Source organism: Bacillus cereus group sp. N12, from assembly GCF_016483575.1.
Classification (GTDB): Bacteria; Bacillota; Bacilli; order Bacillales; family Bacillaceae_G; genus Bacillus_A; species Bacillus_A toyonensis.
The window spans coordinates 1-26,852 of record NZ_JAEHBO010000060.1; the positions used below are offsets into that span (position 1 = coordinate 1).

A 26,852-nucleotide genomic window follows, 5' to 3' on the forward strand; every position below is an offset into this window, starting at 1 on the left:
TACTTCTGTTTTTTCTACTTCTGGTTTTTCTACTTCTGGTTTTTCTACTTCTGGTTTTTCTACTTCTGGTTTTTCTACTTCTGGTTTTTCTACTTCTGGTTTTTCTACTTCCGGTTTTTTCTCTTCATTTTTAATTTTTTCAAGTTTATCTTGTTCAAATAAAAGTTGTACATCATGCGTTTGCTTATAATTTCTTGATGCCATTTCGATAAATACTTTTGTATTTAGTTTTTTAGATAAATCGTTTACTTCAAACTCTACTACTCTTGTATCTTTTTCCTTATCCTCACTCACTACTTTTGCATCAACAAATGCACCATCTTTTTCCGTTTGGAAATTTTTAATTAATGAGCTACTTTTTAGTGTTATAACAGCTTTTTTCTTACCATTTTCTACTTTTAATACTCCTGGATTTACCATGTAACTATTCATCTTGGATTCTTCATCTGTTTGATCTTTGAACACTTTAAATGGAATGCTGTACTCACCATCTGTAATTGTGTTAGAATTTGGTTGTTGATCTGGGTCAGGCTTTTGGTCGGGCTTCTGACTCGGATTAGGTTTTTCATTTGGATCTGGCTTATTAGCTGGGTCCTCTTTTTCATTTGGCTTTTCTACATGAACGGGTTTAATACTATTTTGATCAAAGACAATGCGCACATCATAGTCATGATGATAATTTAAAAAATCAATATCTACTTTTACTTTTGCATTTAATACCTTCTCTACATCTTCCACATCAAATTCTACTACTCTTATATCTTTTTCTTTATCTTCACTAATTACATTTGTCTCAACAAGTTGGCCTGCTTTTTCTGTTTCAAACTTCGTAATCCATGAACTGTTCGTTAATGTAAAGGATACTTTCTTTTTCCCATCCTTCACTTTTAAAGTTCCCGGGCTTACTGAATATTGATTCATCATCGATTCTTCATCTGATGTATCTTTTAAAACTTTGAAGCCCATTGAATATTCACCGTCAGCTAACTTGGTAGCTGCTTGAACTGCAAGTGGTTGTAATGTTGATACAAATGTAAATATCATTAGACACATTGCAACAACAATCTTAAGATACTTGTTCAATGAAATAACGCTCCTTTATAAAAAATTAATTATTTAACACTGTTCCCATCAAATACAAAGCGAATATCATATGAAGCATTGTATTTGATAATTGGGATATTAATTTTCACCTTGCCGTTTAGTTTTTTTGACAAGTCAGCAACTTCAAATTCTACAACTCTAGTATTATCTGTTTTGTTTTCACTTAACACAGTTGTTTCTACAAATTGACCATCTTTTTCTACTTGGAAACTTTTAATAGAAGAACTATCTTTCACTTTAAATGAAACATATTGTTTTCCATTTTTAACTGTTAATGTTGCTGGGCTTTCAAAATAACTATTCATTCTAGACGATTCATCTTTATCGCCTTTCCATACAGTAAAAGCAATATTATATTTCCCATCAGCTAGTTTTGTAGCAGCCTTTGCATCTTGTGAACCTAGTGTTGCGATAAACGTAAATAAAACAGAAAATACGGCAATAATCATTTTAAATTGTTTAAACATATATTCATCACCCTTTGAAATATTTATTTGTTTAGCTTCACTTTACGAATTAAGAAAACACCTGAAACAAGAAGTAACGCTGCAAATAATCCGATACGTGCTTCGTCTCCTGTTTTTGGATTATCTGTTTTCTCAGCTTTTCCACTCTCATTTGTTTCTTTATTCGCTTCTTTATTCTCTACTTTCGTTTTTTCTTCTTTTACTTGTGTATCTGTTTTCGCTTGGTCATTATTTTTTGTTGCAGCAACTACACCGTTATCGCCACCTACAGCTTTTACATTTGCATCAAACGCAAAACGAATTGTATAGTGGTGGTCATAGTTTGCACTTGGTACAACAACATGAATTTTTACTCCCAACGGCTTTGATAGATCATCAACTTTAAATTCAACCGTTCTTTTATCAGCCGCTTCGTCCTTACTCACTACTTTTGCATCAACAAAATTTCCATTCTCCGGTGCTTTAAATTCTGTAATCCAAGCACTATGGTTCATTGGAACTTGAACTTTCATCTCACCATTTTTTACAACTAACTTAGCTGGCTTTTCAAAATAATCATTTGCCATTGAAGCTGACTCGTTTTCCGCTTTTTGTATTACGTAGTTAATATCATACGTACCGTCAGCTAATTTTGCTGAAGCTTGTCCGAACGGCACTACAAGAAAAGCTAGCATACATACAAATGTCATAATAAAAGCGGGTAATACAGAAAACTTTTTCATTTTTCTTGTTTCCTCCTTGTTTATCTTGCATTTCACTTTTTAAAAATGATAATTATTCTCAATTTATAAGAAAAAAATAACCTTTTCCACCTATATTTAATTAGCATTCTTTTATGTAACATAAGTATTATTGATTATCATTCTCATTGAATATTAAAAATAATATCTCACCCTATTCCTTATACGAAGGCATAGAAACTGAGAAAAAATTATAAAACTTATTCATTGATTATCATTCTCAATATAAATCAAAAAAAATAAACTATCCCTTTTCCTCTTCTTTCACCTCTTCCCATAACAACACTATAGTTATAGAAACCCCTTTCCTTCACTTCCCTTCCAATATTTCCACAACTAAGTCAATCTTAGCCTACTCATAAATTTTTTGTCAACTATATTACGTATAAATTTTTTAATATCTAAATTTCTCTATGTACAACTTTTTCTATAAAAAAGAGACTTTCTATTATAGAAAGCCTCTTTTCTCTATTTTTCTACAGCAATTTCCTGCTTTTGAAACTTAGAAACTATATAACCAAATCCTATACCGATTATGCCTGGAACTAACCAACCAATTCCTACACTATATAATGGAATCTTATTTAGAATAGGTGCTAATGCTGCAATTTGAAGATTTGCATTGTGTAATCCATCAAAGAAACTAATTGCGAACGCTCCTACAATACCACCCACATACATCGCTAATGGAAGACGAACGTAGTTTTCAACAAGTGATAATACGATAAGAACGATTCCAATTGGATAAATGGCGATTAAGATTGGTAATGCTAATGCGTTTAACTGCGTTAAACCAAGATTGGCTACCATAAATGCTAGTACACAGAAAATGAAAACGACTTTTTGATATGAAAGCTTTGGTAATAAGGAAGAGAAATATTCTCCACAAGCTGCAACAATACCTACAGAAGTTGTTAAACATGCTGCTGTAATTGCGATACCTAGTAATAATGTTCCGTAACTACCAAATAAATGATTTACAACGTTTGTTAAAATAATGCCTCCGTTTGCGCCCATTCCAAGCGATACACTAGAAGCTCCAAGATACGCAAGCGCTAAATACACAAGTAGTAAACCAAGTGCTGCAATAAATCCTGCAAAGATTGTTACTTTCGCAATGCTATTCTTATTTGTAACACCTTTTGCTTTTAAAGCATTAATGACAACATTTCCGAAAACAAGTGCTGCCAGTCCATCTAAAGTTAAATATCCGTCAATAAAACCTTTGAAAAGAGGAGCACTATACGCTTCTGTCGGTGAACCAAATTCTCCAATTGGTGTAATAAGTGCTTTACCTACAATAATTGCAATAACAGCTAATAAAATTGGAGTTAACACTTTACCGATGCGTCCCACTAATTTTGAAGGATTTAAAGCTAAATAGAAAGTTACCGCAAAGAAAATAAATGTAAAGATAACAAGTGGATAGGATTGGCTAGCTATCTCACTTGGTAAAAATGGTGCAACACTCATTTCATAAGCAACTGTCCCTGTACGCGGAACGCTTACGAATACGCCTAAGCATAAATAAATTGCAGTGATAAAAACAAGTGCGAAGATAGGATGCACACGTCCTGCTAGCTCATTAATATCTCCCTTTAGAGCTATAACGATTACCCCTAATAAAGGCAATCCAACACCTGTTACGATAAAACCAAATAACGCGATCCATACATCTGTTCCAGCACCTTGTCCTAACGCTGGTGGAAAAATCATATTACCTGCACCGAAAAATAGTGCAAATAACATTAAACTTATTGCAAACATCTCAGAAAATTTTAAAGATGATTTCATTTCTACTAACCTCCTAAATAATTAATTGACAAAATATTCTGAATTAAAACCCGTCACATCTCCTCTTTCAAGCATACTTCCCCGTAAAAGAACGCAAAAAACACCCGTCCCTAACAAAGGGACGAGTGTTGAAATCGTGGTTCCACCCTTATTCTAATAAAATGAATTTATAACGAAATAAGCTCATTTTATAGCTCGTGTAAATTGATAACGGTTTTATCCGCCAAGAATTACAATGCATCATGCATGCAGTTCACTCTTGAAGTTTAGAGGTGGTAAGATTGTCTTTTCGTATTAGGAAGCTCACAGCCTAAGGCTTCCCTCTCTGAGAATCGTAGAAAACAACTCATGTCCTCATCATTACTTTTATAAAATATCTTGTCGAAACTTGTTGTTTTTTATTATATGGGCTATTTTTTAAAAAATCAATAGTTTTATTTTTTCTGACAAAAAAATATAGGGAGAAAATTTTTCCTCCCTATAACTGCCCTATTAAAATTTCTAACTCTTCAGCTGTAACGCTCCGCCACTTTCCCACTTCAAGCTCATGTAATTCTATATTCATAATGCGCACTCGCTTTAGCTTTGTTACAGTAAACCCGAAAGCACGGCTCATTCTACGAATTTGCCTGTTCATTCCTTGTGTTAAAACGATGCGAAATGTAGATTGGCCGACTCTCGTCACTTTGCATGGCTTCGTCATTCCATCTTTAATCTTTACACCGCTGGACATCTCATCAATAAACCAATCTGTAAAAGGTTTATCTACTGTCACAACGTATTCTTTCTCATGCTCATGATCTCCGTGTAAAATTTGATTCGCAATCGCGCCGTCATTCGTTAATAAAATAAGTCCTTCCGATGCTTTATCTAATCGTCCAACGGGAAAGATTCGCTCTGGGTAATTGATATAATCAATAATATTATCTTCAATATGATCGGCTGCTGTACAAGTAATTCCAACTGGTTTATGAAAAGCGATATACACCTTTTCTTTCTCTTCTTTTGCAATAACCTGCCCATCAATCGTTACAACATCATCATCGCTCACGAGAGCACCGTGCGTACAAATTTCGCCGTTAATAGCCACGCGTCCAGCTTTAATAAGACGATCTGTTTCGCGTCTTGAGCAGGATTTTGCTTCGCTTATGTATTGGTTGATTTTCATATTTTGTTCCTTTTCGTATATTAAAAGCGTCAATCTATGGCAATATCATTATGCCACGATTGACGCTCCTTCACTTCGCAAAAACAACTAAATAAATAACCCCAATCACCAAAAATATTCCACAACAAGCTAACAATGCTTTTGCAAGTTTGTCCATAAACATATAATGGTTTCCCCTTTGTTTCGTTGTTTGCTATTTTAATTCGACAACTGTTACGCCTAGGCCTCCCTCGCCCATGTCACCGTAACGGTAGTTTTTCACGCCGCGATGTTTTTTCAAGTAATCTTGTACACCTTGGCGAAGCGCTCCTGTTCCTTTACCGTGAATGATTGACACACGAGGATAGCTTGCAAGCTGTGCATCGTCTAAATATTTTTCAACGCGCATCATTGCATCTTCATAACGCTCACCGCGAAGGTCAAGCTCTAACGACACATGATAATCTCTACCCTTCACACTTGCGACTGCTTTTTTCTCTGTTTGCTTCGGTGTATTAATGTATTCCATATTGGATTCTTTCACTTTCATCTTCAGAATACCAATTTGTACGCTCCACTCTGTATCACTTACTTTTTCAAGTAATTGACCTTTTTGACCGAACGTTAATACTTTTACTTCATCGCCTGCACGTAATTGTTGTTTTGGCGCTGTGTTTTTCACATTCACTTTTTGTTTCTTCACAAGCTCTGGCGCTGCACCTTCTAGACGGCTCTTCGCTTCAATAAGCTCGTGATCTTTCACGTTTACAAGCTGCGCTTTGCGCAATTGACGAAGTTCGTGAATAATGCCCTCTGCTTCTTTCTTCGCAGCTTCGACTTTTTCTTCCCCTTCTTTTTGCGCTTTTAACAATTTTTCATCACGCTCTTCGTTAAATTCAATAATTTGACGCTGTAATTCGCGATGAAGTTTTTCAGATTGCTTACGAAGCGCTTCCGCTTCGTTCCAGTCACGCTCTGCGTTCTTTTGACTTTCTTCTAACTTCGCAATCATATTTTCAATTTTATTTGTATCCGTACTAATATGGTTACGCGCTTGATCAATAACGCGATCAGATAATCCAAGGCGCTTCGAAATTTCAAAGGCGTTACTACGTCCTGGTACACCGATTAATAATTTATACGTTGGGCTTAATGTGTTCACATCGAACTCAACACTCGCATTAATAACTTGCTCACGGTTATATCCGTATGCTTTTAATTCCGGGTAATGCGTCGTTGCAACAACGCGAGCACCACGATTACATACTTCATCTAAAATTGAAATTGCTAGTGCAGCCCCTTCTTGCGGGTCTGTTCCAGCACCTAATTCATCGAATAAAACTAAGCTTTCAAAATCAGCTTTTTCTAAAATATCTACAATGTTCACCATATGTGAGGAGAACGTACTTAAACTTTGTTCAATCGATTGCTCATCACCGATATCAGCGAAAATATTTTTAAATACACAAATCTCTGATTCGTCCATTACTGGAATATGAAGACCAGATTGCGCCATTAACACACAAATACCAACCGTTTTCAGCGTAACTGTTTTACCACCTGTATTCGGTCCTGTAATTACAATTGTTGTGAAATCTTTACCGAGCATAATGTTATTTGGCACAATAATTTCCGGATCAATAAGCGGATGACGCGCTTGTCTTAAATCCATGTAGCGCTCGTTATTTACGATTGGCTTCGTTGCTTTAATTCGCTTCGCATAAAAAGCTTTTGCAAAAATGAAGTCAAGATTTGCAACTACTTCTACGTTAGACAAAACAATATCAGCTTCTACTGCCACTTCTTCTGTTAACATTAATAAGATGCGTTCGATTTCTTGTTTTTCTTTCACACGTGCTTCTTGAAGTGCGTTATTTAATTCTACAATTACTTGTGGTTCAATAAATAACGTTTGTCCAGAAGCAGATTGATCGTGAACAATACCACCATATACACCGCGGTATTCTTGTTTTACCGGGATTACGTAACGTTCGTTACGGATCGTTACAATTGCATCAGATAACATCTTTTGTGCGTTTGAAGAACGCGTCATATTCTCTAACTTTTCACGAATACGGCTTTCCGCAGTACGAATTTGGTTACGAATACCACGTAGTTTATCACTTGCGCTATCGACTACTTCACCACCATCACCGATACAATTTGTAATTTTCTTTTCTAAGTCATATAAAGATACAATTTGAGCGACGTGAGTTTCTAAAATCGGAAGCTCGACACCATTATCAACCATATCTTCGATAAAACGTTTCATATTGCGACTACCATACATCGTATTTGCAATATCAAGTAGTTCATTTGGGCTTAACATACTTCCGATTTTTGCACGCTTCACATTTGAGCGAACATCAGTAATACCACCTAATGGCGCACTCCCTTTTAAACGAATGACTTTCGCCGCTTCATCCGTCGTATCTTGTAGTTCTACAATTTCTTCAAAATCAGTGCTCGGTACTAAATTCTTCACTTTGTCACGACCAAGTGAAGAGGCTGTATGTTCAAGTAATTGTTCTTTTACTTTATTGTATTCTAATACACGCAACGTTCTTTCTAACATGTTGCAGGTCCCCCTTGTGTTACTTATTACGTTTAATATAGTCTAATAAACGTTCAATATCCCACGTGTTAATCACGTTATCTTTTTGAATCCAACCTTTACGCGCTGCTGCTACACCTGTTTCCATGTCTTCTAACATTTCAAGTGTATGAGCATCCGTATTAATCGCTACTTTTACACCAGCATCTTGTGCTTGTTTTAATAATTTCGCGCTTAAATCTAGACGGTTCGGATTTGCATTTAATTCTAAAACTGTATTTGTTTCTTTTGCAAGTTCAATTAATAAATCTGTGTCTACATCGTAACCCTCTCGACGTCCAAGAAGGCGCCCTGTCGGGTGAGCAACCATTGTAACATGTTTATTCTCAAGTGCAGCGCGAAGACGCTTCATAATCGTTTCACGGTCTTGTGAGAAGCTAGAGTGGATAGCTCCAATAACATAATCTAATTCTGCTAATACTTCATCATCAAAATCAAGTGATGCATCCGGTAAAATGTCCATTTCAATTCCGCGTAAAATTGTAATGTCTGGATACTTTTCATTCATGCGTTCAATTTCTTTCGCTTGTTCACGAAGACGCTCTTTCGTTAAACCGTTCGCTACTTTCAAGTATTGTGAGTGATCAGTAATCGCCATAAACTTATATCCACGGGCACGACATGCCTGTACCATTTCTTCAATAGAAAAAGCACCGTCACTCCACGTTGTATGCATATGTAAATCACCTTGTATATCAGAAAACTGAATTAAGTTTGGATACTCTTTAATTAATTCAATTTCTTTTCCATCTTCACGCACTTCTGGTGGGATAAATGGAAGACCGAAATGAGCAAAAAATTCTTCTTCAGTCTCGAATGTTTTTACTTCACCTGTTTCCAAGTTCTCTACACCGTACTCACTAATTTTTTCGCCTTTATCTTTTGCAATTTGGCGCATTTTTACGTTATGGTCTTTTGATCCTGTGAAATGGTGAAGCGTTGTAATAAACTCTTCTGGTTTTACTAAACGGAAATCGATTGAAATATCATATTCGTATTGAAGACGAACAGAAACTTTCGTATCTCCGCTTGCAATTACTTCAATCATATTATCGAATTGCAATAAATGTTTACGTACTGCTGCTGGTTCTGTCGTTGCAATAATGAAATCTAAATCCTTCACTGTCTCACGAACACGGCGTAAGCTACCAGCGCGAGAAAAACGAATTACTTCGGTAATATTCGACAACTTCTCCTCTATTTCCCCGGCAATAGGTAATACCATCGCAATCGGTAAACGTTCTGGACGAGATCCTACTTGATCAATTGCTTCTAATATCTTCTCTTCTGTTTTCTTACCGAAACCTGCTAAAGCTTGTACTTTATTTTCCTCACAAACAGCTTTTAACGATTCCATATCCACAACACCAAGTTCTTTGTATAACTTAGCTACCTTTTTACCACCAAGGCCCGGAAGTTTTAATAAAGGTAACAAACTGCTTGGCACTTCTTTTTCAAGTTCTTGTAATACTTCAGATGTTCCCGATTCTATATATTCTTGAATAACTGCTGCCGTTCCTTTTCCGATACCTGGAATCTTTGTGAAATCTTCAATTTCAGAAAGACTACGATCATCACTTTCTAGTGCTGCTGCTGCTTTACGAAATGCAGATATTTTAAATGGATTCGCACCCTTTAGTTCCATAAAAAGCCCGATTGTCTCTAGTAATTTAATAACTTGTTTTTTATTTACTTTCATCATTGCCCCGCCTTTCTTTCATAGAAAAAAACTTCTCTTTCCGAAAAAAGAGAAGTTATACTCTGCTACCTGTCTGCCATAGCTCCTTCACCTTTTCAGAGAGAATCGGTGTATCGTCTACAATTATTTTGCTAATTGATGATTTTTGTAATGGTGTTTGTATTTGTTCAATCGGAAGAATATTTCCAACAATAATTAAAACAAACAAAATAATATATACTTCTAAAAATCCGAGGATTGCCCCCGCAAACGCATTTACTTGCTTTAACACCGGTATTTCTGCAAACATATTTAACAAATTACCAAGTAATGAAAGTGCGATTTTTGTAATAATAAATAATACGATAAACGCAATTGCTTGATAAAATACTGTCTCAATATTATTTGCATCAATCCATTCTGGAACAGATACATTTTTATCAAATGGATACGGAATAAATTTCGCAAGTGCTGGCGCTAAATCTTTACAGTACCAGTATGCAACAAGGTATGCGATAATAAAGCTTGTTAACTTTACAAGTTGTAAGATAAAACCTCTGCGTAATCCGAGGAAAAATCCCATAACAAGCAGTAAAATGATAATAATATCAATCATGTTTATTCCATTCCTTTTTTTGTCATACTTTCTTTCAACTTCTCATGTTCTTCTTTTAATTTTATGTAATCGTGTATGACGTTTACCGCCGTCAATACCGCTAGTCTACTCGTATCAAGCGAAGGATTCTTGGCATTGAGTTCGCGCATTTTATCATCCACAATCGCTGCTACCATGCGGATATGACTTGTACTTTCATCGCCAACAACTGAATACTGTTGGCCATATATTTCTACATTAATTCGACTTTTATTTCCCTTTTGTTGTGACAACTCACCGGCCTCCAATCACGTACAGAATCCTAAAGTTTATCATACCATGAACCATCATAATATGGAAACAGAAAGAACAATCCGATATGATAAAAATAACAATATAAAAAAGGAGCGACCATTTTGTCAAATTCTATCGTAATACAAACAAGTTCTACAGTAATTGAAGACATGAAACAACAATATAAACAAGCACTTAGCTCAAAAATTCCGCAAGGCGGTATCTTTATGGCAAAGGTGCCATCTTGCACGATTACAGCATATAAATCTGGAAAAGTAATGTTCCAAGGTGGACGTGCTGAAGCAGAAGCTTCTCGTTGGCAAACTGTCTCTCAAACACCGAAAACAACTGTAAAAAAATCGGTCGATTCTCATCGTTTTGCACCGCCTGCTTCCATCGGTACAATGTCTATAGCAGGATCAGATGAAGTAGGTACTGGTGATTACTTCGGACCGATGACAGTAGTTGCTGTATATGTGGACGCAAAACAAATTCCACTTTTAAAAGAACTTGGTGTAAAAGACTCCAAAAACTTAAACGATGCTCAAATTACCGCTATTGCAAAACAACTACTTCACGTTGTTCCTTACAGCTCTCTCGTTCTTCATAATGAAAAATATAACGAGCTATTTGATAAAGGAAATAATCAAGGTAAGCTAAAAGCTTTACTACACAATAAAGCCATTACAAACTTATTAGCGAAAATTGCTCCTACAACACCAGAAGGTATCTTAATCGACCAATTTACGCAACCTGATACATACTATAAGTATTTAGCAAAACAAAAACAGGTACAGCGTGAAAATGTTTACTTCGCTACGAAAGGTGAAAGTGTTCATTTAGCTGTTGCCGCCGCTTCCATTTTAGCTCGTTACTCATTCGTAAAACAATTTGACGAACTAAGTAAAAAAGCTGGTATGCTACTTCCAAAAGGTGCTGGTAAACAAGTTGATATTGCCGCTGCTAAATTAATTCAAAAAGTAGGTAAAGAAAGATTACCTGAGTTTGTAAAACTGCATTTTGCTAATACAGAGAAAGCGTTTCGCTTATTGAAATAGTATCGACAAAAACAGGGGCTTACAAACTCCTGTTTTTTGTTTCATGTGTTCTCGATTCAATGTAATTGCATTTACTATTTTCCTCTCCTAACTATATCGCTAAATTAACTCATTTTTAGTAATTCCCCTATAAAAAAGGAGAGCCGCCAAGACTCTCCCTTTTTTATATTAGCTTCGTTTCTGCTTCTTATTTGATGAAGATACTTTATGAGAACCAGTTTCATGTGTTGTTGTCCCTTGTCCTTCCACTTCTGGAGAACCTAGGATTGATCTTGAATGGTCTTTTTTCACTTTTTTACTCATTGCACTCACCCCCAAGGTTACTTTTTACTTAAGGGTAAAAAACTATTCAACATAATAATCTGAACATATACTCGCTACTCTTTTACTCTCGTGTTTGGTTTTCGCTTATGTCCCATAGACGCTTTGCTGCATCCTTATCCAAGGCAGCTTCAGACATTTCCCCTACTTGTTTATCGGCATAGTAATAACCACTCTGATTAGTAAATCCAGTTGATTCTGCTAGCCATACTAAAGTTTCAGCACCTTTCTCCGGCGTACGGGAGAAAGGTTTCATTGCTGCCATAGTTAAGCGAGCAGCTAGACCATTATCCTGGTTAAAATTCGTATTCACTAGCCCCGGGTCAAAGCTATAAGCACTAACACCCGTTCCCTCCAACCGCTGTGCCAATTCAGAGGTGAATAAAATGTTAGCTAGTTTTGTTTGTGCATAACGCATTGTAGGACCGCCCATGAACTTCTTAATACCGCGATACAGTTGTTCTGCATCTAGATCATCGAAATCAATTCCCTTTTTAGCCATTTTGTGACCGTGAGATGCAGTGGTAATGACGCGAGCAGGAGCACTTTCTTTTAAACGCTCCAACAACAAATCTGTAAGTAAGAATGGACCTAAATGGTTTACCGCCCAGGTCATCTCCAAACCGTCCTCTGTAATTTGCCTTGTTTGAAATAAAGCACCCGCATTATTTACTAATATATCAATTCTCGGACATCTTTCTAAAATATTGGTAGCTACCTGGCGTATAGATTGTTGGGAAGACATATCAGCGAAAAATATATCTACCACTGCATTCCCATCCGTTATATTTTCAAGTTGAGTCATAACATCATTCGCTTTTGCTTCATTACGTGCAATGATTCCTAGCTTAGCACCGCTTTTTGCAAACACCTTAGCTGCCGCTAATCCAATACCACTTGTTGCACCAGTGATTACTATATACTTGTCACGCAATGTCCACTTTGTATGACTTGGAATTTCCCCCATTGTATAAAAACCCCTTCCCTATATAAATGTCGCATTCGTTTTACTTATATATGAAGTGGGAATTGAACTATGAACAACATCTTTTCTAGTCGTGAAATACTTTATAAAGTTCAGGTTGCAATTACAACCTTTCTCAATAAAAAAAGCGAGAGCAGTTGCTCTCGCTTTTTTATATCTTAAAACTCAGAAGAACCTGGAGTTCTTGGGAATGGAATTACGTCACGGATGTTAGCCATACCAGTAATGTACATTAGGAAGCGCTCGAAACCTAGACCGAATCCAGCGTGTTTTGTACCGCCGTATTTTCTAAGTTCTAAGTACCACCAGTAGTCCTCTTCGTTCATGCCTAGTTCTTTAATTCTTTCTACTAAAACGTCCATTCTTTCTTCACGTTGACTTCCGCCGATTAATTCGCCGATGCCAGGAACTAGAAGGTCAGTAGCAGCTACTGTTTTACCGTCTTCATTCATACGCATATAGAACGCTTTAATGTCTTTTGGATAGTCTGTTACGAATACAGGGCGTTTGAAGATTTCTTCTGATAAGTATCTTTCATGCTCTGTTTGTAAGTCAATACCCCATTCTACTGGGTATTTAAAGTCAGCACCTGATTCTTGAAGTACTTTAATTGCTTCTGTATAAGTGATACGACCGAAGTCAGAGTTAATCACATTGTTCATGCGCTCTAGAACTGTTTTATCAACGAAGCTGTTGAAGAAGTCCATTTCTTCTGGTGCATGTTCTAATACATATTTCATTGCATATTTCAGCATATCTTCTGTAAGATCCATTACATCGCCTAATTCAGCAAATGCAATCTCAGGCTCAACCATCCAGAACTCAGCTGCATGGCGAGTTGTGTTTGAGTTCTCCGCACGGAATGTTGGTCCGAATGTGTATACATCACGGAATGCTAATGCATAAGCTTCAGCGTTCAGCTGTCCACTTACTGTTAAGTTTGTTTCTTTACCGAAGAAGTCTTTTGATTCATCAACTTGTCCGTCTTCACCTTTTGATACGTTGTTTAAATCTTGCGTTGTTACACGGAACATTTCGCCAGCACCTTCTGTATCACTACCAGTAATGATCGGTGTGTGAACATGTACGAATCCACGCTCTTGGAAGAACTGGTGAATCGCAAATGCTGCGATAGAACGTACGCGGAACGTTGCAGAGAATGCATTTGTTCTTGGACGTAAGTGAGCGATTGTACGTAAGTATTCAAACGTATGACGCTTCTTTTGAAGTGGATAATCAGAATCTGATAAGCCCTCGATATCAATTTTTTCTGCTTTAATTTCAAATGGTTGCTTCGCTCCAGGCGTTGCAATTACTTTACCTTCTACTTTAACTGAAGAGCTAAGTGGAAGTTTTGCAATTTCTTTGAAGTTCTCTAATTCTGTATCGAAAACGATTTGAACGCTTTTGAAGAAGCTACCGTCGTTTAATTCGATGAAACCAAATGCTTTTGAATCACGTAAGTTACGAATCCACCCTGATACTTGTACTGTTTGATCTGCATACTTTTCTGTATCTCTATACAGACTTTTTACTAATGTGTTTTCCATAGTGAAATTCTCCTTTGCTGATATATTTAAATACAAAAAAACCTTTCATCCATAAAGGGACGAAAGGTTAAACTTCGCGGTACCACCCAATTTGTCATAAAGACCAACTTTAACTCGTATGTAATACATACTTCCCGGTTTGTAACAGGCCGGATTCCCGTCTAAGTCTACTCTTGAATACAAGATTCAATTTCGGTTAGCAACTCCAAGGTGTTCTTCACATATACCGCCTCATCAGGCTCTCACCGTCCCTGACTCGCTATGGATTATAGTATATACTACTTTTCCTTATCATCGTCTTTCATTTTGTTAAACTAAAATTAATGTACTACATTCGAGGGAAAGATGCAAGACACCAGAAAATATATCAGCGATTTTCGCAATATATCGACCGTAACTTCAAATATATCGGCGATTTTTATAATATATCGACAATCGTATCATAAAAAAAATTGCCGGAATAGATCCGGCAACTTCTTATTACTTACGTAACTCCGCACCAAATTTCTCTTCTACCGTTGTTAATACACGGTTATGTGCTTCTGTTACTTCTTCATCTGTTAACGTACGTTCTGCATCGAAGTAAGTCATAGAGAATGCAAGTGATTTCTTGCCTTCTTCCATTTTTTCACCTTCGTATAAGTCGAATAGTGTTACGTCTTTCAGAAGTTCTCCACCAGCTTCAGCAATGACTTGCTTCATTTCGCCAGCTTTTGTTTCTTTCGTTACAACAACAGCCATATCACGTGTCATAGATGGGAAACGTGGAATTGCTGCGTAGTAAGTTTCTTCCACGTCTGCACCGAATACTTTTACAAGAGATAGTTCGAATACGAATGTATTTTTCACATCTAATTGTTTTTCTGCTTCAGGGTGCAATTGACCGATGAAACCAATTACTTCCCCATCTAATACGATGTCAGCTGTACGACCTGGGTGCATACCTTCACGTTTTGCTGGTGCATATGCGATTTGGTTTGCAACGCCAAGTACGTCGAATAATCCTTCTAGCACACCTTTCATAACGAAGAAGTCTACTACTTTCTTCTCACCTTGCCATGCATGGTGAAGAGCAAGGCCTGTCATAACACCTGCAAGATGTTGTTCTTCTTTCGGAAGTTCTCCTTCTTCTGTCGGTAAGAAGATAGAACCTACTTCGTATAAAGCAACGCTGTCGTTTTTACGTGCAACGTTGTATGAAACTGCTTCTAACAATTGTGGCACTAAGCTTAAACGAAGTTGGCTGCGTTCTTCACTCATTGGAAGTGCAAGAGCTACAGGCGCTTTTTCGTTTGGCTCCACCATATATTGTTTCGCTTTGTCAGCGCTTGTTAATGAATACGTGATTGCTTCATATAAACCAGCACCTTCTAAGAAGCGACGTACTTTACGACGTTTCGTTTGTGCTGCTGTTAATTTACCACGTGTCATCGTTCCAGAAGGTAATGTAACTGGAATGTGATCATACCCATACAGACGACCCACTTCTTCTACTAGGTCTTCTGAAATTGTAATATCAGGACGACGTGCTGGTACATTTACATGGAATGTTCCTTCTACTTCTGTGAATGGGAATTTCAAGTTTGTGAACATTGTACCCATTTCACTTGCAGAAATATCTGTACCTAATACACGGTTTACTTTTTCAGCCGTAACAGATACTGTACGCTCTTGTACTTGTAAGTTATCAGCTTCTACTACACCTTCAAGTGCTTCTCCGCCAGCATATTTCGCCATTAAAGCAGCTGCGTGTTGAATTGCTTCAAACGTACGTGTTGGGTCGATTCCTTTTTCAAAACGTGCACTTGATTCACTGCGAAGACCTAAGTCTTTTGATGTACGGCGCACTGTTTGACCTGCAAAGTATGCAGACTCGATTAAAACGTTTACCGTCTCATTTGTAACTTCAGAATCAGCTCCGCCCATTACACCAGCAACAGCTAAAGCTTTTGTGCCGTTTGTAATTACAAGATGATGTTCTTGTAACGTACGCTCTTGATCATCTAACGTTTCAATTTTTTCGCCTTCTTTTGCAAGACGAACAACGATTTCTTTTGAACCTAATTTATCGTAATCGAATGCATGTAACGGTTGACCGTATTCCATTAAAATGTAGTTTGTAATATCAACTACATTGCTAATTGGACGAATGCCAGCTGCCATAAGGCGCGTTTGCATCCACATTGGTGATGGACCAATCTTTACGTTCTTCACCATTTTTGCAATATATAATGGGTTTTCTTTTTTCGCTTCTACACTTACAGAAATGTAGTCAGCAGTTTTTTCTGCTGTTTCTTGTAAGTCGATAGCTGGAAGTTTTACTTCACGGCCGTAAATAGCAGCTACTTCATATGCAACACCTAACATGTTTAAGCAATCTGCACGGTTTGGTGTTAAACCAAGCTCAAGTACTTCATCATGTAAGTTTAAAATTTCAAGTGCATCTGCACCAACTTCAGCGTCACTTGGGAAGATGAAGATACCATCCGCGTATTCTTTTGAAACTAACTTTCCATCAATGCCAAGCTCTTGAAGAGCACAAACCATACCATGAGAAGCTTCACCGCGTAGTTTTGCTTTTTTAATTTTGAAGTTACCAGGAAGTACAGCGCCAACTTTTGCAACTGGTACTTTTAAACCTTTTGCAATGTTAGCAGCACCACAAATAATTTGAACTGGTTCTTCTTCACCGATATCGATTAAACATTTGCTTAACTTATCAGCTTCTGGGTGTTTTTCACACTCTAATACGTGACCAACTACAACACCTTTTACACCTTTATTTAATACTTCAACACCTTCTACTTCAATACCACTTTTCGTGATTTTGTCTGCTAGTTCTTGTGCCGTTACATCTTTAATATCTACATACTCTTGTAACCAACGATATGATACGAACATACTTATCCTCTCCTTCCCTTACGCTCGTTTGAATTGTTGTAAGAAACGTACGTCATTTGTATAGAAATGACGAATGTCATCTACGCCGTATTTCAACATTGCGATACGTTCTGCGCCCATACCGAATGCAAAACCTTGATATTCTTTTGAATCATAACCAGCCATTTCAAGTACGTTCGGGTGAACCATACCTGCGCCTAAAATTTCAATCCAGCCAGTTCCTTTACAAGTGCCACAACCTTTACCGTGACACATCATACACGAAATATCCATCTCTACAGATGGCTCTGTGAATGGGAAGAAACTTGGACGAAGACGGATTTCACGATCTTCACCGAACATCTTTTTCACGAATACTTGCAATGTACCTTTTAAATCACTCATGCGAATGTTTTTATCAATTACAAGACCCTCAATTTGCATGAACTGATGTGAATGCGTCGCATCATCGTCATCGCGGCGATACACTTTACCAGGACAAATAATTTTGATTGGGCCTTTTTCTTTATTATTTTCCATCGTACGTGCTTGCACAGAAGATGTATGTGTACGTAGTAACGTTTCTTCTGTAATGTAGAATGTATCTTGCATATCACGCGCTGGATGATCTTTCGGTAAGTTTAATGCTTCGAAGTTGTAGTAGTCTTTTTCTACTTCTGTTCCTTCAGCTACTTCGTAACCCATACCGATGAATACATCTTCAATTTGTTCAACAACAGCTGTTAACGGATGGTGACAACCTGTTTCAACAGGACGACCTGGCAAGGTAACATCAATTGTTTCAGTAGCTAACTTCGCTTCAATTACTGCTTTTTCTAAGTTACCAATTTTGTCGTCTAAACGCGTTTGAATCGCTTCACGTACTTCATTTACTAATGCTCCCATACGTGGACGCTCTTCTGCTGATAATTTTCCCATGCCGCGTAATACTTCTGTAATTGGGCCTTTTTTTCCTAAATACGCTACGCGTACGTCGTTTAAGCCTTTCAGCTCTTTCGCTTCTTCAATAAGCTCTAACGCTTTTTGCTTTAGCTCTTTTAAACGTGCTTCCATTTGGAACCCTCCTAATTTTAAAAATAAAAAAACCTCGCTCCCAAAAAGGGACGAGGTAAATTCGCGGTACCACCCTAAATTGACAGAACATGTCTGCCCACTCATTAGTTATAACGATCAATTCTGACCGGAACGCCTTTACATATACATGGTCCTGGCGTCAACTCCAGAGGTGAATTCACTTCCGTCTACCATAAGAATGCTTTCAGTCTAAGGCATTCTCTCCCTATATGGCGATTTTGTAAGTTACTCTTCTCTATCAACGTTTTTCGTTATTTAACTTTTAATATAATATACTTCAACTTATTATAAGAAGTTTTTTATTTGTTCGCAACCGGGCTTTGTAAATAATACGTTAAAATCCCTGCTGCAACCGCAACATTTAATGATTCTGCCCCGCCGTAAATCGGAATATACAAGTTTTGATCCGTTTTTGCAAGAATTTCTTGGCGTACGCCATTTCCTTCATTTCCAACAATTAATGCAAAACTGCCAGCTGGTGTTACTTCCCCATACGGAACTCCATTTTCAAGAGCTGTTCCATATACAGGAACGTTATTTTCTTTTAACTTGTCTACCCATTCTTCTAAGTTCCCTTTTACAATTGGTAAGTGGAAAATAGAACCTTGTGTAGAGCGGAGTACTTTACTATTATAAACATCAACACAACCTTCTCCAAGCACAACGGCATGAATACCAGCTGCATCAGCTGTACGAATAATCGTTCCTAAATTACCTGGGTCTTGAAGGCCGTCTAATAAAAGAAATTTCCCATCAGTAAGAGCTACTTCTTTCTCATGCTTTTCACAGACAGCAAATACACCTTGTGTCGTTTCTGTTTCACGAAGTATTTTTACAATCGCTTCAGGCACGATATACATTTCAACATCATTCACTGTCCAATCTTTCGGAAGGTCTGTTTGATCTGAAACGATAAGTTCTGTTACAACTCCTGCCTTTAAAGCTTCCTCCACTAAGTGGAATCCTTCAACAAAGAACAACCCTTTTTTATCGCGTTCTTTTTTCGTTTGCAGCTTTTTCCACTGCTTCACACGCGGATTTTGTACTGAATCAATGTTTTTCATAATATGTATTTCCCTCTCTTCTTGTCTTATCATTATAGCCTATTTTTCATACATATTTACATAAAAAAGAACAAAAACTAACGTCAGTTTCAATTCTGAAGAAGAGGTGAAAGCAATGAGTTTTAATTTACGTGGTGCTGTATTAGCGAATGTATCTGGAAATTCACAAGATCAATTACAAGAAACAATTGTCGATGCAATTCAAAGCGGTGAAGAAAAAATGCTTCCAGGTCTTGGTGTTTTATTCGAAGTCATTTGGAAAAACGCTGATGAAAATGAAAAGCACGAAATGTTAGAAACACTAGAACAAGGATTAAAAAAATAAACAATAAAAGGTCACCTTAGAAAAAACTAAGGTGACCTTTTATGTCTATAAAATTTTTCTTCTCCTAAACATTTCTACTTTACTAACGCTGATTGATGGAGTACAATGTTCAAAATACATTTAAACCGATCGATTTTTCTTCATATACATCATTAGATAAAAGGAGTGAATGTTTTATGCAACGTATTACGCTTGAACAAGTTTTTAAACACCACATTACCCAAAAATATGTGAACCGTTCTGGAATGGTCCACGCGATTGCTGTCGCTTACCATGCGTTTCACTTAGCCAAAAAGCATCACGCCTCAGTCGATGCTGCGACAAAAGCCGGTTTCCTTCACGATATCGGACATCATACGTGGTACACGGGCGGCGAATGGGACTATGACTTATATAAAAAGAATGATATACATGCAATTAAAGGAGCGGAAAGAGCTCACAAGTTGCTTATTAGACTAGGAGAACATCCAAAACTAGCAAAAGAAATTTCTGTTGCAATTCTATTGCATACTGATTCTTTCCTAGTAGAACAATCACTTGAAAGAACACCTCTACAAAACATTATTAAGTGGGCAGATGAAGCCGATGAAGAACCAGGCGGAGCACACCATTACCGAACGATTTCTTATGAAAAGGCACTAAAAGCAATTCAGCAATTAGATCAATTGGTAAAGCGTGAATTGCAAATAGAGCAATCGAAATCAAATAACAAGGCAGAACATAGTTATCAATGAGAAAGAGGCATCACTATAGGGTGATACCTCTTTTATTTTTTCTTAAAATACAATTCTGGATGTAATATTTTAATCTTACATCCAGAATGAAAACACCTTACAATTATATATACAAATACAAAGAGGTGATTCTACATATGCAACCCGCTACACAACTTCCTTATGAACAGAAATACTCTATGTCATGGGGACAATTCATTAGCTCCGTTTTATTTGCTTTTTTCGGAACTGGACTTATTACTGTGTTCCTCGCAATGCCCTTAACAATTTATACATCCGGACTCGAAAATAAAAAACAAATTGCCCTATATGAATCTATTGCAAACACTGCAAGTATCGGATTACAACTAGCTGTGTTGTTATTCTTCATTTTTAAATTTGAACCCGCAAAAAAATTATTACTACAATCCTTTAACTGTACAGTACTAAAAAAATGGCGCACATACGTATACTTACTTCTTTTCTTCGCTATAAGCATCGTGCTCAATTATATCTTTTTAAAATATGTGTTCCAAGACGCAACAAAGCAACAAGCTTCTGCACTAAACTTAGACGTATTTGAACAGTATCAAATATTATTACTTATCGGCTTTGCGATACTCACCCCAATTTTTGAAGAACTTATTTTCCGTGGTTTTTTACTCCACTTTTTCTCTGAACGCTTTCCATTTTGGATTGCAGCCATCATAACAAGCTTCTTCTTCGGTATCGCTCATACATACTCACTTGGGGTAATGGTAATTACTTTCTTCATGGGATTATTAATGGCTATTTTATGCAAAAAAACAAAATCCATTATTCCAGCTATGTTATTTCATATTATGAATAATATGTTAGCATTCTTAAGTTAAAAAGAGGTATCATCACGATACCTCTTTCACTCTTTTATAACAACTTCAAACTCCTCTTCTGTTAGCACTTTTCGATAATTCGTTTTCTTTTCTCCCTCTTCACCAGAAGTTAGGACAGGCGTCAGTATAATTTTCGTTACACTATCCTCTAGCTTTTCAAATCGCCAATAACTATTTTTCGATTTTATTAATAATATCCAAAATAAACCTCATGTAGTAAAATATAACTTAATTCATATAAAAGAGTTTACATATGTTCAGTATTATTTGGATGCTTTTTACGCCACTTCTCTTACTATGCGGGATTGCTGGTGGTATTTTTTAATGGTAACAGAAATTAAACATCGGAAATTACTTGTTACCTTAATGGGGATTATTTGCTTTTCATTCGTTATAATGCCTTTTACTTTTTTTAAACAAAGGTATCAATGGAGAGAACGTTCTCCACATTCCACCTGTCCTATATTGGATGCTTTTCTCTCTAGCTGGTTTATTAGCAGGATTGAATGGGGTACATTCAAAAATTAAGAGTATACGCAACATGGGACTCATTATTTTCTCAATAGGACTGTTTGCAGCTATTGTCCATGCCTGATTCATATTTTATTCATTAAGGAGTTATTACATATGGAATCTACCGGTTTATTTATTTGGCTTATCTTAGCCCCTATTTTGTTATTATGTGAAGGCATCGTTGGCATTTATTTAATTGCTGCCGGAATTAAATATCGAAAATCACTTATCGTTATAGCTGGTTTAATTAGCATATCACTTATCGTTGTTCCTATCATTTGTATAGGTTATGGAATAGATTTAGAGGGAATGGTTCCAATTTCGGGAACTTTATATTGGTGCTTCTTCTCATTAGCTGGACTAGTAGCTATTATAAGTGGCAGACAAATATCAAGTATTCGTTCTATGGGGACGATTTTGGTTATAACAGGATTGTGCTCTGTAACTAGTTATCATCTTTTATATCTAACTACATAAAAAACACAAAAAAGCAGGGAAATTAATTCCCTGCTTTTCTATTTGGTTTATTGCCTGATGGTAAGAAGAACGATAACACCCAAGCAATACCCGCAAGTATCGTTGCAATTAAGAATGCATCGTTAATACCGTTAATTGCAGATAGCTTTGAGATTTGTCCAAATAGTAGTTGCGTGCTCATCGCATCTCCCGCTTGAGCTGATCCAGCTAAAGCCGCTAAGCTTTGGCCCATACCATGTACTTTATCAACTAAAATTGGATTTGACGTTGTTAACATGTTGCCATAATCCGCTACGTGAGCAGTCGTTTGTTGCGTCATAAGTGTGATTAAGATCGCTGTTCCAATTGAACCAGCTACTTGTCTTGACGTATTTTGCGTTGCTGTACCGTGAGAAATTAATTTCATCGGCAGCGCGTTCATACCAGCTGTCATAATTGGCATCATAATGAATGACATACCAATTGAACGTATAATATAATCCGTCATAATAACGCTATACGGTGTATCCATCGATAATTTTGTAAATTCATATGTCGCATAAGTTGTAATTGCCAATCCAATTATCGCTAATGGACGAATGCCATATTTATCAAATAATTTACCTGCTACTGGTCCCATGATCCCCATAATTAATGATCCTGGAAGAAGTAGTAAACCAGATTCAATTGGCGTAAAGCCACGAATATTTTGTAGATATACTGGAAGTAATAGCATACCTCCGAATAATGCCATCGTTACGATTGCGTTAATTACTAAAGTAAAAGTAAATACTGGATATTTAAACACTTGTAAATCAAGCATTTTATTGTCCGTTGTTAGCTCTCTCCAAATAAATACTGCAATACCTACTACACCAATGATAAGTGATATCACAACCTCTGCACTAGTCCAGCTATTATTTCCCGCTTCACTAAATCCATACAATAAGCTACCTAGTCCAATACTTGAACTAATAACACCGAATACATCTAGCTTTGTGTTAGATACCGGCTGAGCTAGTGTAAAGAATTTTAAAGATAGGAAAGTAATAATTAAACCAATCACAAACATTCCGTAGAACATTAAGTTCCAGCTATAGTTTTCAATTACCCATCCTGTTACAGTTGGTCCGATAGCTGGTGCTAAAATCATCGCTACCCCTAGTAATCCCATAGCTGCTCCTCGCTTATGAGGCGGGAATAATGTCATGAAAATATTCATACCAACCGGCATTAAAATACCCGCTCCAACCGCTTGAATCACTCGGCCCGTCATCATCATTGTAAAGTTTCCTGAAGTAGCACAAATGATAGATCCTACCGTGAAGAATAACATTGCCGCTACGAACAATTTACGATACGTAAATCGTGAAACTAAAAAGGCACTAATCGGTACTAAAATACCATTTACGAGCATGAAGCCTGTAATTAACCATTGTGCTGTTGAAGTTGATACATTAAATTCATTCATTAACGGAGGCAATGCAACGTTAATGATCGTTTGGTTTAAAATAGAAACGAACATCCCGAGAATTAATACTGTTACAACTGCTTTTACGTTCACATTCTCTATAGGCATAGACGTTTGTTTTTTCGGCATTTCTTTTTCTTGTTTTACTTCTTCTTGCTTACCTGTTTCTAACTCAACTACATTAGAAATTTCTATTTCTTGCTTTCGTTCAATTTCTTTTTCTTCTGTTTCTACCTTACTTACTTCTATTTTACTTACGGCTGGGACTTGTTCTTCTCCCACGTTCGTTTTTTTCTTTCGTAAAAGACGATTTACAAGGAAGAAGACGATTATACAAAATAGTGCATATCCTGCAATTGCAATTGAGGACATCTCATCTCCCCCTTACTTATGAATACGAACTGTCACATTCATGCCAGGAACAATATTTACTGATTTACTATGATCTAAAGAAATTTTAACTGGTACCACTTGTGTTACTTTCGTATAGTTCGCTGTTGCGTTGCTTGATGGTAACATAGAGAATGTATTCGCTGTTGTTAATCCAACTTGCTCTACTTTTCCGGATAACGTCGTGTCTGGGTATGCATCTACATACACGTCTACATCTTGACCTTTTTGCACATCGTCAACATCTGTTTCTTCAATGTTTGCTGTTACCCATAAATTGTTCATATCAAATGCATAAGCAATTGGGCTACCAGCTCCAACGAAAGCATTTGTCGTTGCGTTTGATTGTACAACTGTCGCGTTTTGCGGAATTGTTACGTCTACTGTTTGCTCCCCATTTGCTCCAGCTACAGTGACAGCACCTAATTTATCGTTCTCATTGTAGTTTTTTCCTACTTCAGCTTTCCAGTCAGTCAATTTACCTGCTGCTGGTGAAGCAATTGGAATTACCTTTCCATCAATTTTTGCATTTTCTGTTTTTAAATAGTTTTCCGCTTGATTGTAATAGTAATAACCGCCAATGCCGCCGCCAACTAGTACAATTAATGTGATAATGTTGATAATCACCATTCTTCGAAACTGATTCATTGCATTCCTCTCCTTATATCGCATATAATTTTTTTCTAAACTATTTACATCCTTATTGTTTATATTGTTTAATTGTTAATTATATTAACCTTTAAACAAAAAAAGCACACCTTCAGCAGCATAAACCGGATTTCGTCTACCTGCGAGTGGTGCTGATTTCTAAAGGACTATCGTTTATAATTATAAATAATTATTTCGAATCTACAACCGACAATTTAAGTATGAAATGTCGCTTAAACAACAATATAATAACGATTTGTTGTTTAAGTGTATAAAATGAAACGAGGAGAAGTAAAATGTCTATTAAAAATACAAATGATCCACGTGTAAAGCGGACGAGACAACTCATACAGGATGCTTTTGTCGCTTTAGTAGGCGAAAAAGGGTTTGAAAATGTAACTGTTCAACATATCGCAGAACGCGCTCCTGTAAATCGCGCTACATTTTATAGCCATTACCATGATAAATACGACTTATTAGACAAAAGCATTGAAGAAATGTTAGAGAAGCTAGCAGAAGTAATCAAACCGAAAAATAAAAATAAAGAGGATTTTCAACTTACATTCGATTCACCACATCCAACATTTTTGGCTCTGTTCGAACACATCGCAGAAAACGTGAACTTCTATAATGTTATGCTCGGGGATAAAGCTGCAGGAAACTACTCTTATAAAATGATGAAAACAATACAAACGCATTTAACATTAAGCTTATCAATTTCACAACCAAATGATAAAAATCTTATGGTTCCTCGTGATATTCTAATTAGTTATGTGACAGGGGCTCACATCGGGATGATTATGTCATGGTTAAAAAGAGGGATGATATATACCCCGCATTTTATGGCCATGCAATTAACTCGTTTAATTATTTTAGGGGCCCATACTGCCGCAGGATTAGAAAGACCTTTTTAACACATAAAAAAGCGAAGGAGATTCTCCTTCGCTTTTTTCTATTAATTAAATGTAATGTTATGTACAGCCTCTTTATCAAGACGTTTAATAACTTCTACAATTAACTTCACTGCATTTTCATAATCATCACGGTGTAACATTGCCGCATGCGAATGGATGTAGCGTGTCGCAATCGTAATTGCCATAGACGGAATACCATTTACAGAAATGTGAATCGCACCTGCATCTGTTCCCCCACCAGCTACTGAATCATATTGGTATGGAATTTGTAGTTCGTCAGCAACATCAACTACGAAATCACGTAAACCTGTATGTCCAATAACAGAAGCATCATATAAAATAATCTGCGGTCCATCGCCCATTTTACTTTGCGCTTCTTTTGACGTTACACCCGGTGTATCTCCAGCGATACCAACATCTACTGCGAACGCGATATCTGGTTTGATATAATTCGCAGATGTTTTTGCACCACGAAGACCAACCTCTTCTTGTACAGTTCCAACGCCGTATACAACGTTTGGATGTTTTTCATCTTTTAATTGTTTTAATACGTCAATTGCAATCGCACAACCGATTCGGTTATCCCATGCTTTTGCAAGTAACATTTTTTCATTCTTCATCACTTGGAATTCAAAGTAAGGTACAACTTGATCTCCTGGTCGTACGCCCCACTCCATTGCCTCTTCTTGGCTAGAAGCACCGATATCGATGAACATGTCTTTAATATCAACTGGCTTTTTACGAGCTTCTGGAGGTAAAATGTGTGGTGGTTTTGAACCAATTACACCTGTTACATCTCCTTTACGCGTTACAATTGTCACGCGCTGTGCAAGCATAACTTGTGACCACCAGCCACCAACTGTTTGAAAACGAAGGAAGCCTTTGTCATCAATTTGCGTAATCATAAAGCCAACTTCATCTAAATGACCTGCAACCATAATTTTCGGGCCGTTTTCTTCCCCAACTTTTTTCGCAACTAAACTTCCTAAATTATCAGTAGAAAGTTCGTCCGCAAACGGCTCAATATATTTCTTCATTACTTCACGTGGTTCACGCTCGTTACCAGCAATACCACGTGCATCTGTTAACTCTTTTAGCATTGTCAATGTCGCGTCTAATTTTGTCATTGCCAACACCCTCCTTTTTCTTCAGTCACCTTATTAT

At 36.9% G+C, this 26,852-nt stretch carries 24 protein-coding genes, 2 pseudogenes and 3 other annotated features; of the genes and pseudogenes, 7 read left to right on the plus strand and 19 right to left on the minus strand.

Going from position 1 to position 26,852, the window contains the following annotated elements; all coding sequences use genetic code 11:
* From JDS92_RS21940 to zapA, 9 genes are all read right to left on the minus strand, one after another.
* On the minus strand, positions 1-1,083 hold a 1,083-nt coding region (locus JDS92_RS21940), incomplete at its 3' end, for an NEAT domain-containing protein (RefSeq protein ID WP_199632500.1).
* Between the two features lie 29 nt (positions 1,084-1,112).
* Complete coding sequence (locus tag JDS92_RS21945; RefSeq protein WP_199632501.1) at positions 1,113-1,571, minus strand: NEAT domain-containing protein; 459 nt, start codon at positions 1,569-1,571, stop codon at positions 1,113-1,115.
* Between the two features lie 23 nt (positions 1,572-1,594).
* Positions 1,595-2,293 carry a heme uptake protein IsdC gene (isdC, locus tag JDS92_RS21950; protein ID WP_000714740.1) on the minus strand — a complete coding sequence of 233 codons (699 nt, stop codon included), beginning with the start codon at positions 2,291-2,293 and terminating at the stop codon, positions 1,595-1,597.
* A gap of 486 nt (positions 2,294-2,779) precedes the next feature.
* Positions 2,780-4,105, minus strand: a complete 1,326-nt coding sequence (gene brnQ6 / locus JDS92_RS21955) for a branched-chain amino acid transport system II carrier protein BrnQ6 (protein ID WP_000842657.1) — start codon at positions 4,103-4,105, stop codon at positions 2,780-2,782.
* A gap of 114 nt (positions 4,106-4,219) precedes the next feature.
* Positions 4,220-4,475, minus strand: a binding site (T-box leader).
* A 108-nt stretch (positions 4,476-4,583) separates the two neighbouring features.
* Positions 4,584-5,273: a 23S rRNA pseudouridine(2604) synthase RluF gene (locus JDS92_RS21960; RefSeq protein ID WP_000700727.1), complete on the minus strand. Its 690-nt coding sequence runs from the start codon at positions 5,271-5,273 to the stop codon at positions 4,584-4,586.
* A gap of 193 nt (positions 5,274-5,466) precedes the next feature.
* Positions 5,467-7,827, minus strand: coding sequence for an endonuclease MutS2 (locus JDS92_RS21965; RefSeq protein ID WP_000893740.1), 2,361 nt, complete (start codon positions 7,825-7,827; stop codon positions 5,467-5,469).
* 19 nt (positions 7,828-7,846) lie between these two features.
* Entirely contained in the window at positions 7,847-9,565 is a 1,719-nt protein-coding gene (gene polX / locus JDS92_RS21970) for a DNA polymerase/3'-5' exonuclease PolX (protein ID WP_199632502.1), read from the minus strand.
* Positions 9,566-9,620: 55 nt separating this feature from the next.
* The gene (locus tag JDS92_RS21975; protein ID WP_000565405.1) at positions 9,621-10,160 is read right to left on the minus strand and encodes a CvpA family protein; all 540 of its coding nucleotides are present in this window, start codon (positions 10,158-10,160) and stop codon (positions 9,621-9,623) included.
* 2 nt (positions 10,161-10,162) lie between these two features.
* Entirely contained in the window at positions 10,163-10,432 is a 270-nt protein-coding gene (gene zapA, locus JDS92_RS21980) for a cell division protein ZapA (protein WP_000082703.1), read from the minus strand.
* Positions 10,433-10,555: 123 nt separating this feature from the next.
* Between zapA and rnhC the strand changes: the two genes are divergently transcribed.
* Positions 10,556-11,491: a ribonuclease HIII gene (gene rnhC, locus JDS92_RS21985; protein WP_000071617.1), complete on the plus strand. Its 936-nt coding sequence runs from the start codon at positions 10,556-10,558 to the stop codon at positions 11,489-11,491.
* Positions 11,492-11,659: 168 nt separating this feature from the next.
* Here rnhC and JDS92_RS21990 read toward each other — a convergent pair whose 3' ends face one another.
* The 6 genes from JDS92_RS21990 to JDS92_RS22015 form a co-directional block, all read right to left on the minus strand.
* Positions 11,660-11,794: a YuzL family protein gene (locus JDS92_RS21990; RefSeq protein ID WP_000039591.1), complete on the minus strand. Its 135-nt coding sequence runs from the start codon at positions 11,792-11,794 to the stop codon at positions 11,660-11,662.
* Positions 11,795-11,876: 82 nt separating this feature from the next.
* Positions 11,877-12,779 (minus strand): SDR family oxidoreductase, encoded by a 903-nt coding sequence (locus JDS92_RS21995; protein ID WP_000503915.1) that lies wholly within the window; start codon positions 12,777-12,779, stop codon positions 11,877-11,879.
* A gap of 176 nt (positions 12,780-12,955) precedes the next feature.
* Positions 12,956-14,347, minus strand: a complete 1,392-nt coding sequence (gene asnS / locus JDS92_RS22000) for an asparagine--tRNA ligase (RefSeq protein ID WP_000432186.1) — start codon at positions 14,345-14,347, stop codon at positions 12,956-12,958.
* Between the two features lie 52 nt (positions 14,348-14,399).
* Positions 14,400-14,651, minus strand: a binding site (T-box leader).
* Positions 14,652-14,827: 176 nt separating this feature from the next.
* A complete protein-coding gene (pheT, locus tag JDS92_RS22005; protein WP_199632503.1) occupies positions 14,828-17,248 on the minus strand; it encodes a phenylalanine--tRNA ligase subunit beta in 2,421 nt (806 codons plus the stop codon).
* A gap of 18 nt (positions 17,249-17,266) precedes the next feature.
* Positions 17,267-18,301, minus strand: a complete 1,035-nt coding sequence (gene pheS, locus JDS92_RS22010; protein WP_000388217.1) for a phenylalanine--tRNA ligase subunit alpha — start codon at positions 18,299-18,301, stop codon at positions 17,267-17,269.
* 43 nt (positions 18,302-18,344) lie between these two features.
* Positions 18,345-18,573: a binding site (T-box leader), on the minus strand.
* Positions 18,574-18,621: 48 nt separating this feature from the next.
* Complete coding sequence (locus JDS92_RS22015; protein WP_002060131.1) at positions 18,622-19,419, minus strand: TrmH family RNA methyltransferase; 798 nt, start codon at positions 19,417-19,419, stop codon at positions 18,622-18,624.
* 82 nt (positions 19,420-19,501) lie between these two features.
* Here JDS92_RS22015 and sspI point away from each other — a divergent pair, with 82 nt between their 5' ends.
* From sspI to JDS92_RS22030, 3 genes are all read left to right on the plus strand, one after another.
* Complete coding sequence (sspI, locus tag JDS92_RS22020) at positions 19,502-19,711, plus strand: small acid-soluble spore protein SspI (protein ID WP_000009509.1); 210 nt, start codon at positions 19,502-19,504, stop codon at positions 19,709-19,711.
* Positions 19,712-19,887: 176 nt separating this feature from the next.
* Positions 19,888-20,445, plus strand: coding sequence for an HD domain-containing protein (locus JDS92_RS22025; protein ID WP_199632504.1), 558 nt, complete (start codon positions 19,888-19,890; stop codon positions 20,443-20,445).
* 137 nt (positions 20,446-20,582) lie between these two features.
* Positions 20,583-21,296 carry a CPBP family intramembrane glutamic endopeptidase gene (locus JDS92_RS22030; protein WP_199632505.1) on the plus strand — a complete coding sequence of 238 codons (714 nt, stop codon included), beginning with the start codon at positions 20,583-20,585 and terminating at the stop codon, positions 21,294-21,296.
* A gap of 26 nt (positions 21,297-21,322) precedes the next feature.
* Here the strand turns inward: JDS92_RS22030 and JDS92_RS31430 are convergent.
* Positions 21,323-21,487 (minus strand): annotated as a pseudogene (locus JDS92_RS31430) (DUF4179 domain-containing protein); the annotation flags it as partial.
* Positions 21,488-21,549: 62 nt separating this feature from the next.
* On the opposite strand from JDS92_RS31430, the pseudogene JDS92_RS22035 reads away from it, so the two are divergent.
* Both JDS92_RS22035 and JDS92_RS22040 read left to right on the plus strand, forming a co-directional pair.
* Positions 21,550-21,910: pseudogene (locus JDS92_RS22035) on the plus strand (ammonia permease).
* Positions 21,911-21,923: 13 nt separating this feature from the next.
* On the plus strand, positions 21,924-22,286 hold the full coding sequence (locus JDS92_RS22040; RefSeq protein WP_000446230.1) for a hypothetical protein: 363 nt from the start codon (positions 21,924-21,926) through the stop codon (positions 22,284-22,286).
* Positions 22,287-22,308: 22 nt separating this feature from the next.
* Here JDS92_RS22040 and JDS92_RS22045 read toward each other — a convergent pair whose 3' ends face one another.
* Entirely contained in the window at positions 22,309-24,108 is a 1,800-nt protein-coding gene (locus JDS92_RS22045) for a DHA2 family efflux MFS transporter permease subunit (protein ID WP_199632506.1), read from the minus strand.
* Between the two features lie 12 nt (positions 24,109-24,120).
* A complete protein-coding gene (locus JDS92_RS22050) occupies positions 24,121-24,774 on the minus strand; it encodes an HlyD family secretion protein (protein WP_001071409.1) in 654 nt (217 codons plus the stop codon).
* A 296-nt stretch (positions 24,775-25,070) separates the two neighbouring features.
* Between JDS92_RS22050 and JDS92_RS22055 the strand changes: the two genes are divergently transcribed.
* A complete protein-coding gene (locus JDS92_RS22055) occupies positions 25,071-25,688 on the plus strand; it encodes a TetR/AcrR family transcriptional regulator (protein WP_097952297.1) in 618 nt (205 codons plus the stop codon).
* A 41-nt stretch (positions 25,689-25,729) separates the two neighbouring features.
* Here JDS92_RS22055 and JDS92_RS22060 read toward each other — a convergent pair whose 3' ends face one another.
* A complete protein-coding gene (locus JDS92_RS22060) occupies positions 25,730-26,815 on the minus strand; it encodes a M42 family metallopeptidase (RefSeq protein ID WP_000163548.1) in 1,086 nt (361 codons plus the stop codon).
* Positions 26,816-26,852 lie beyond the last annotated feature (37 nt).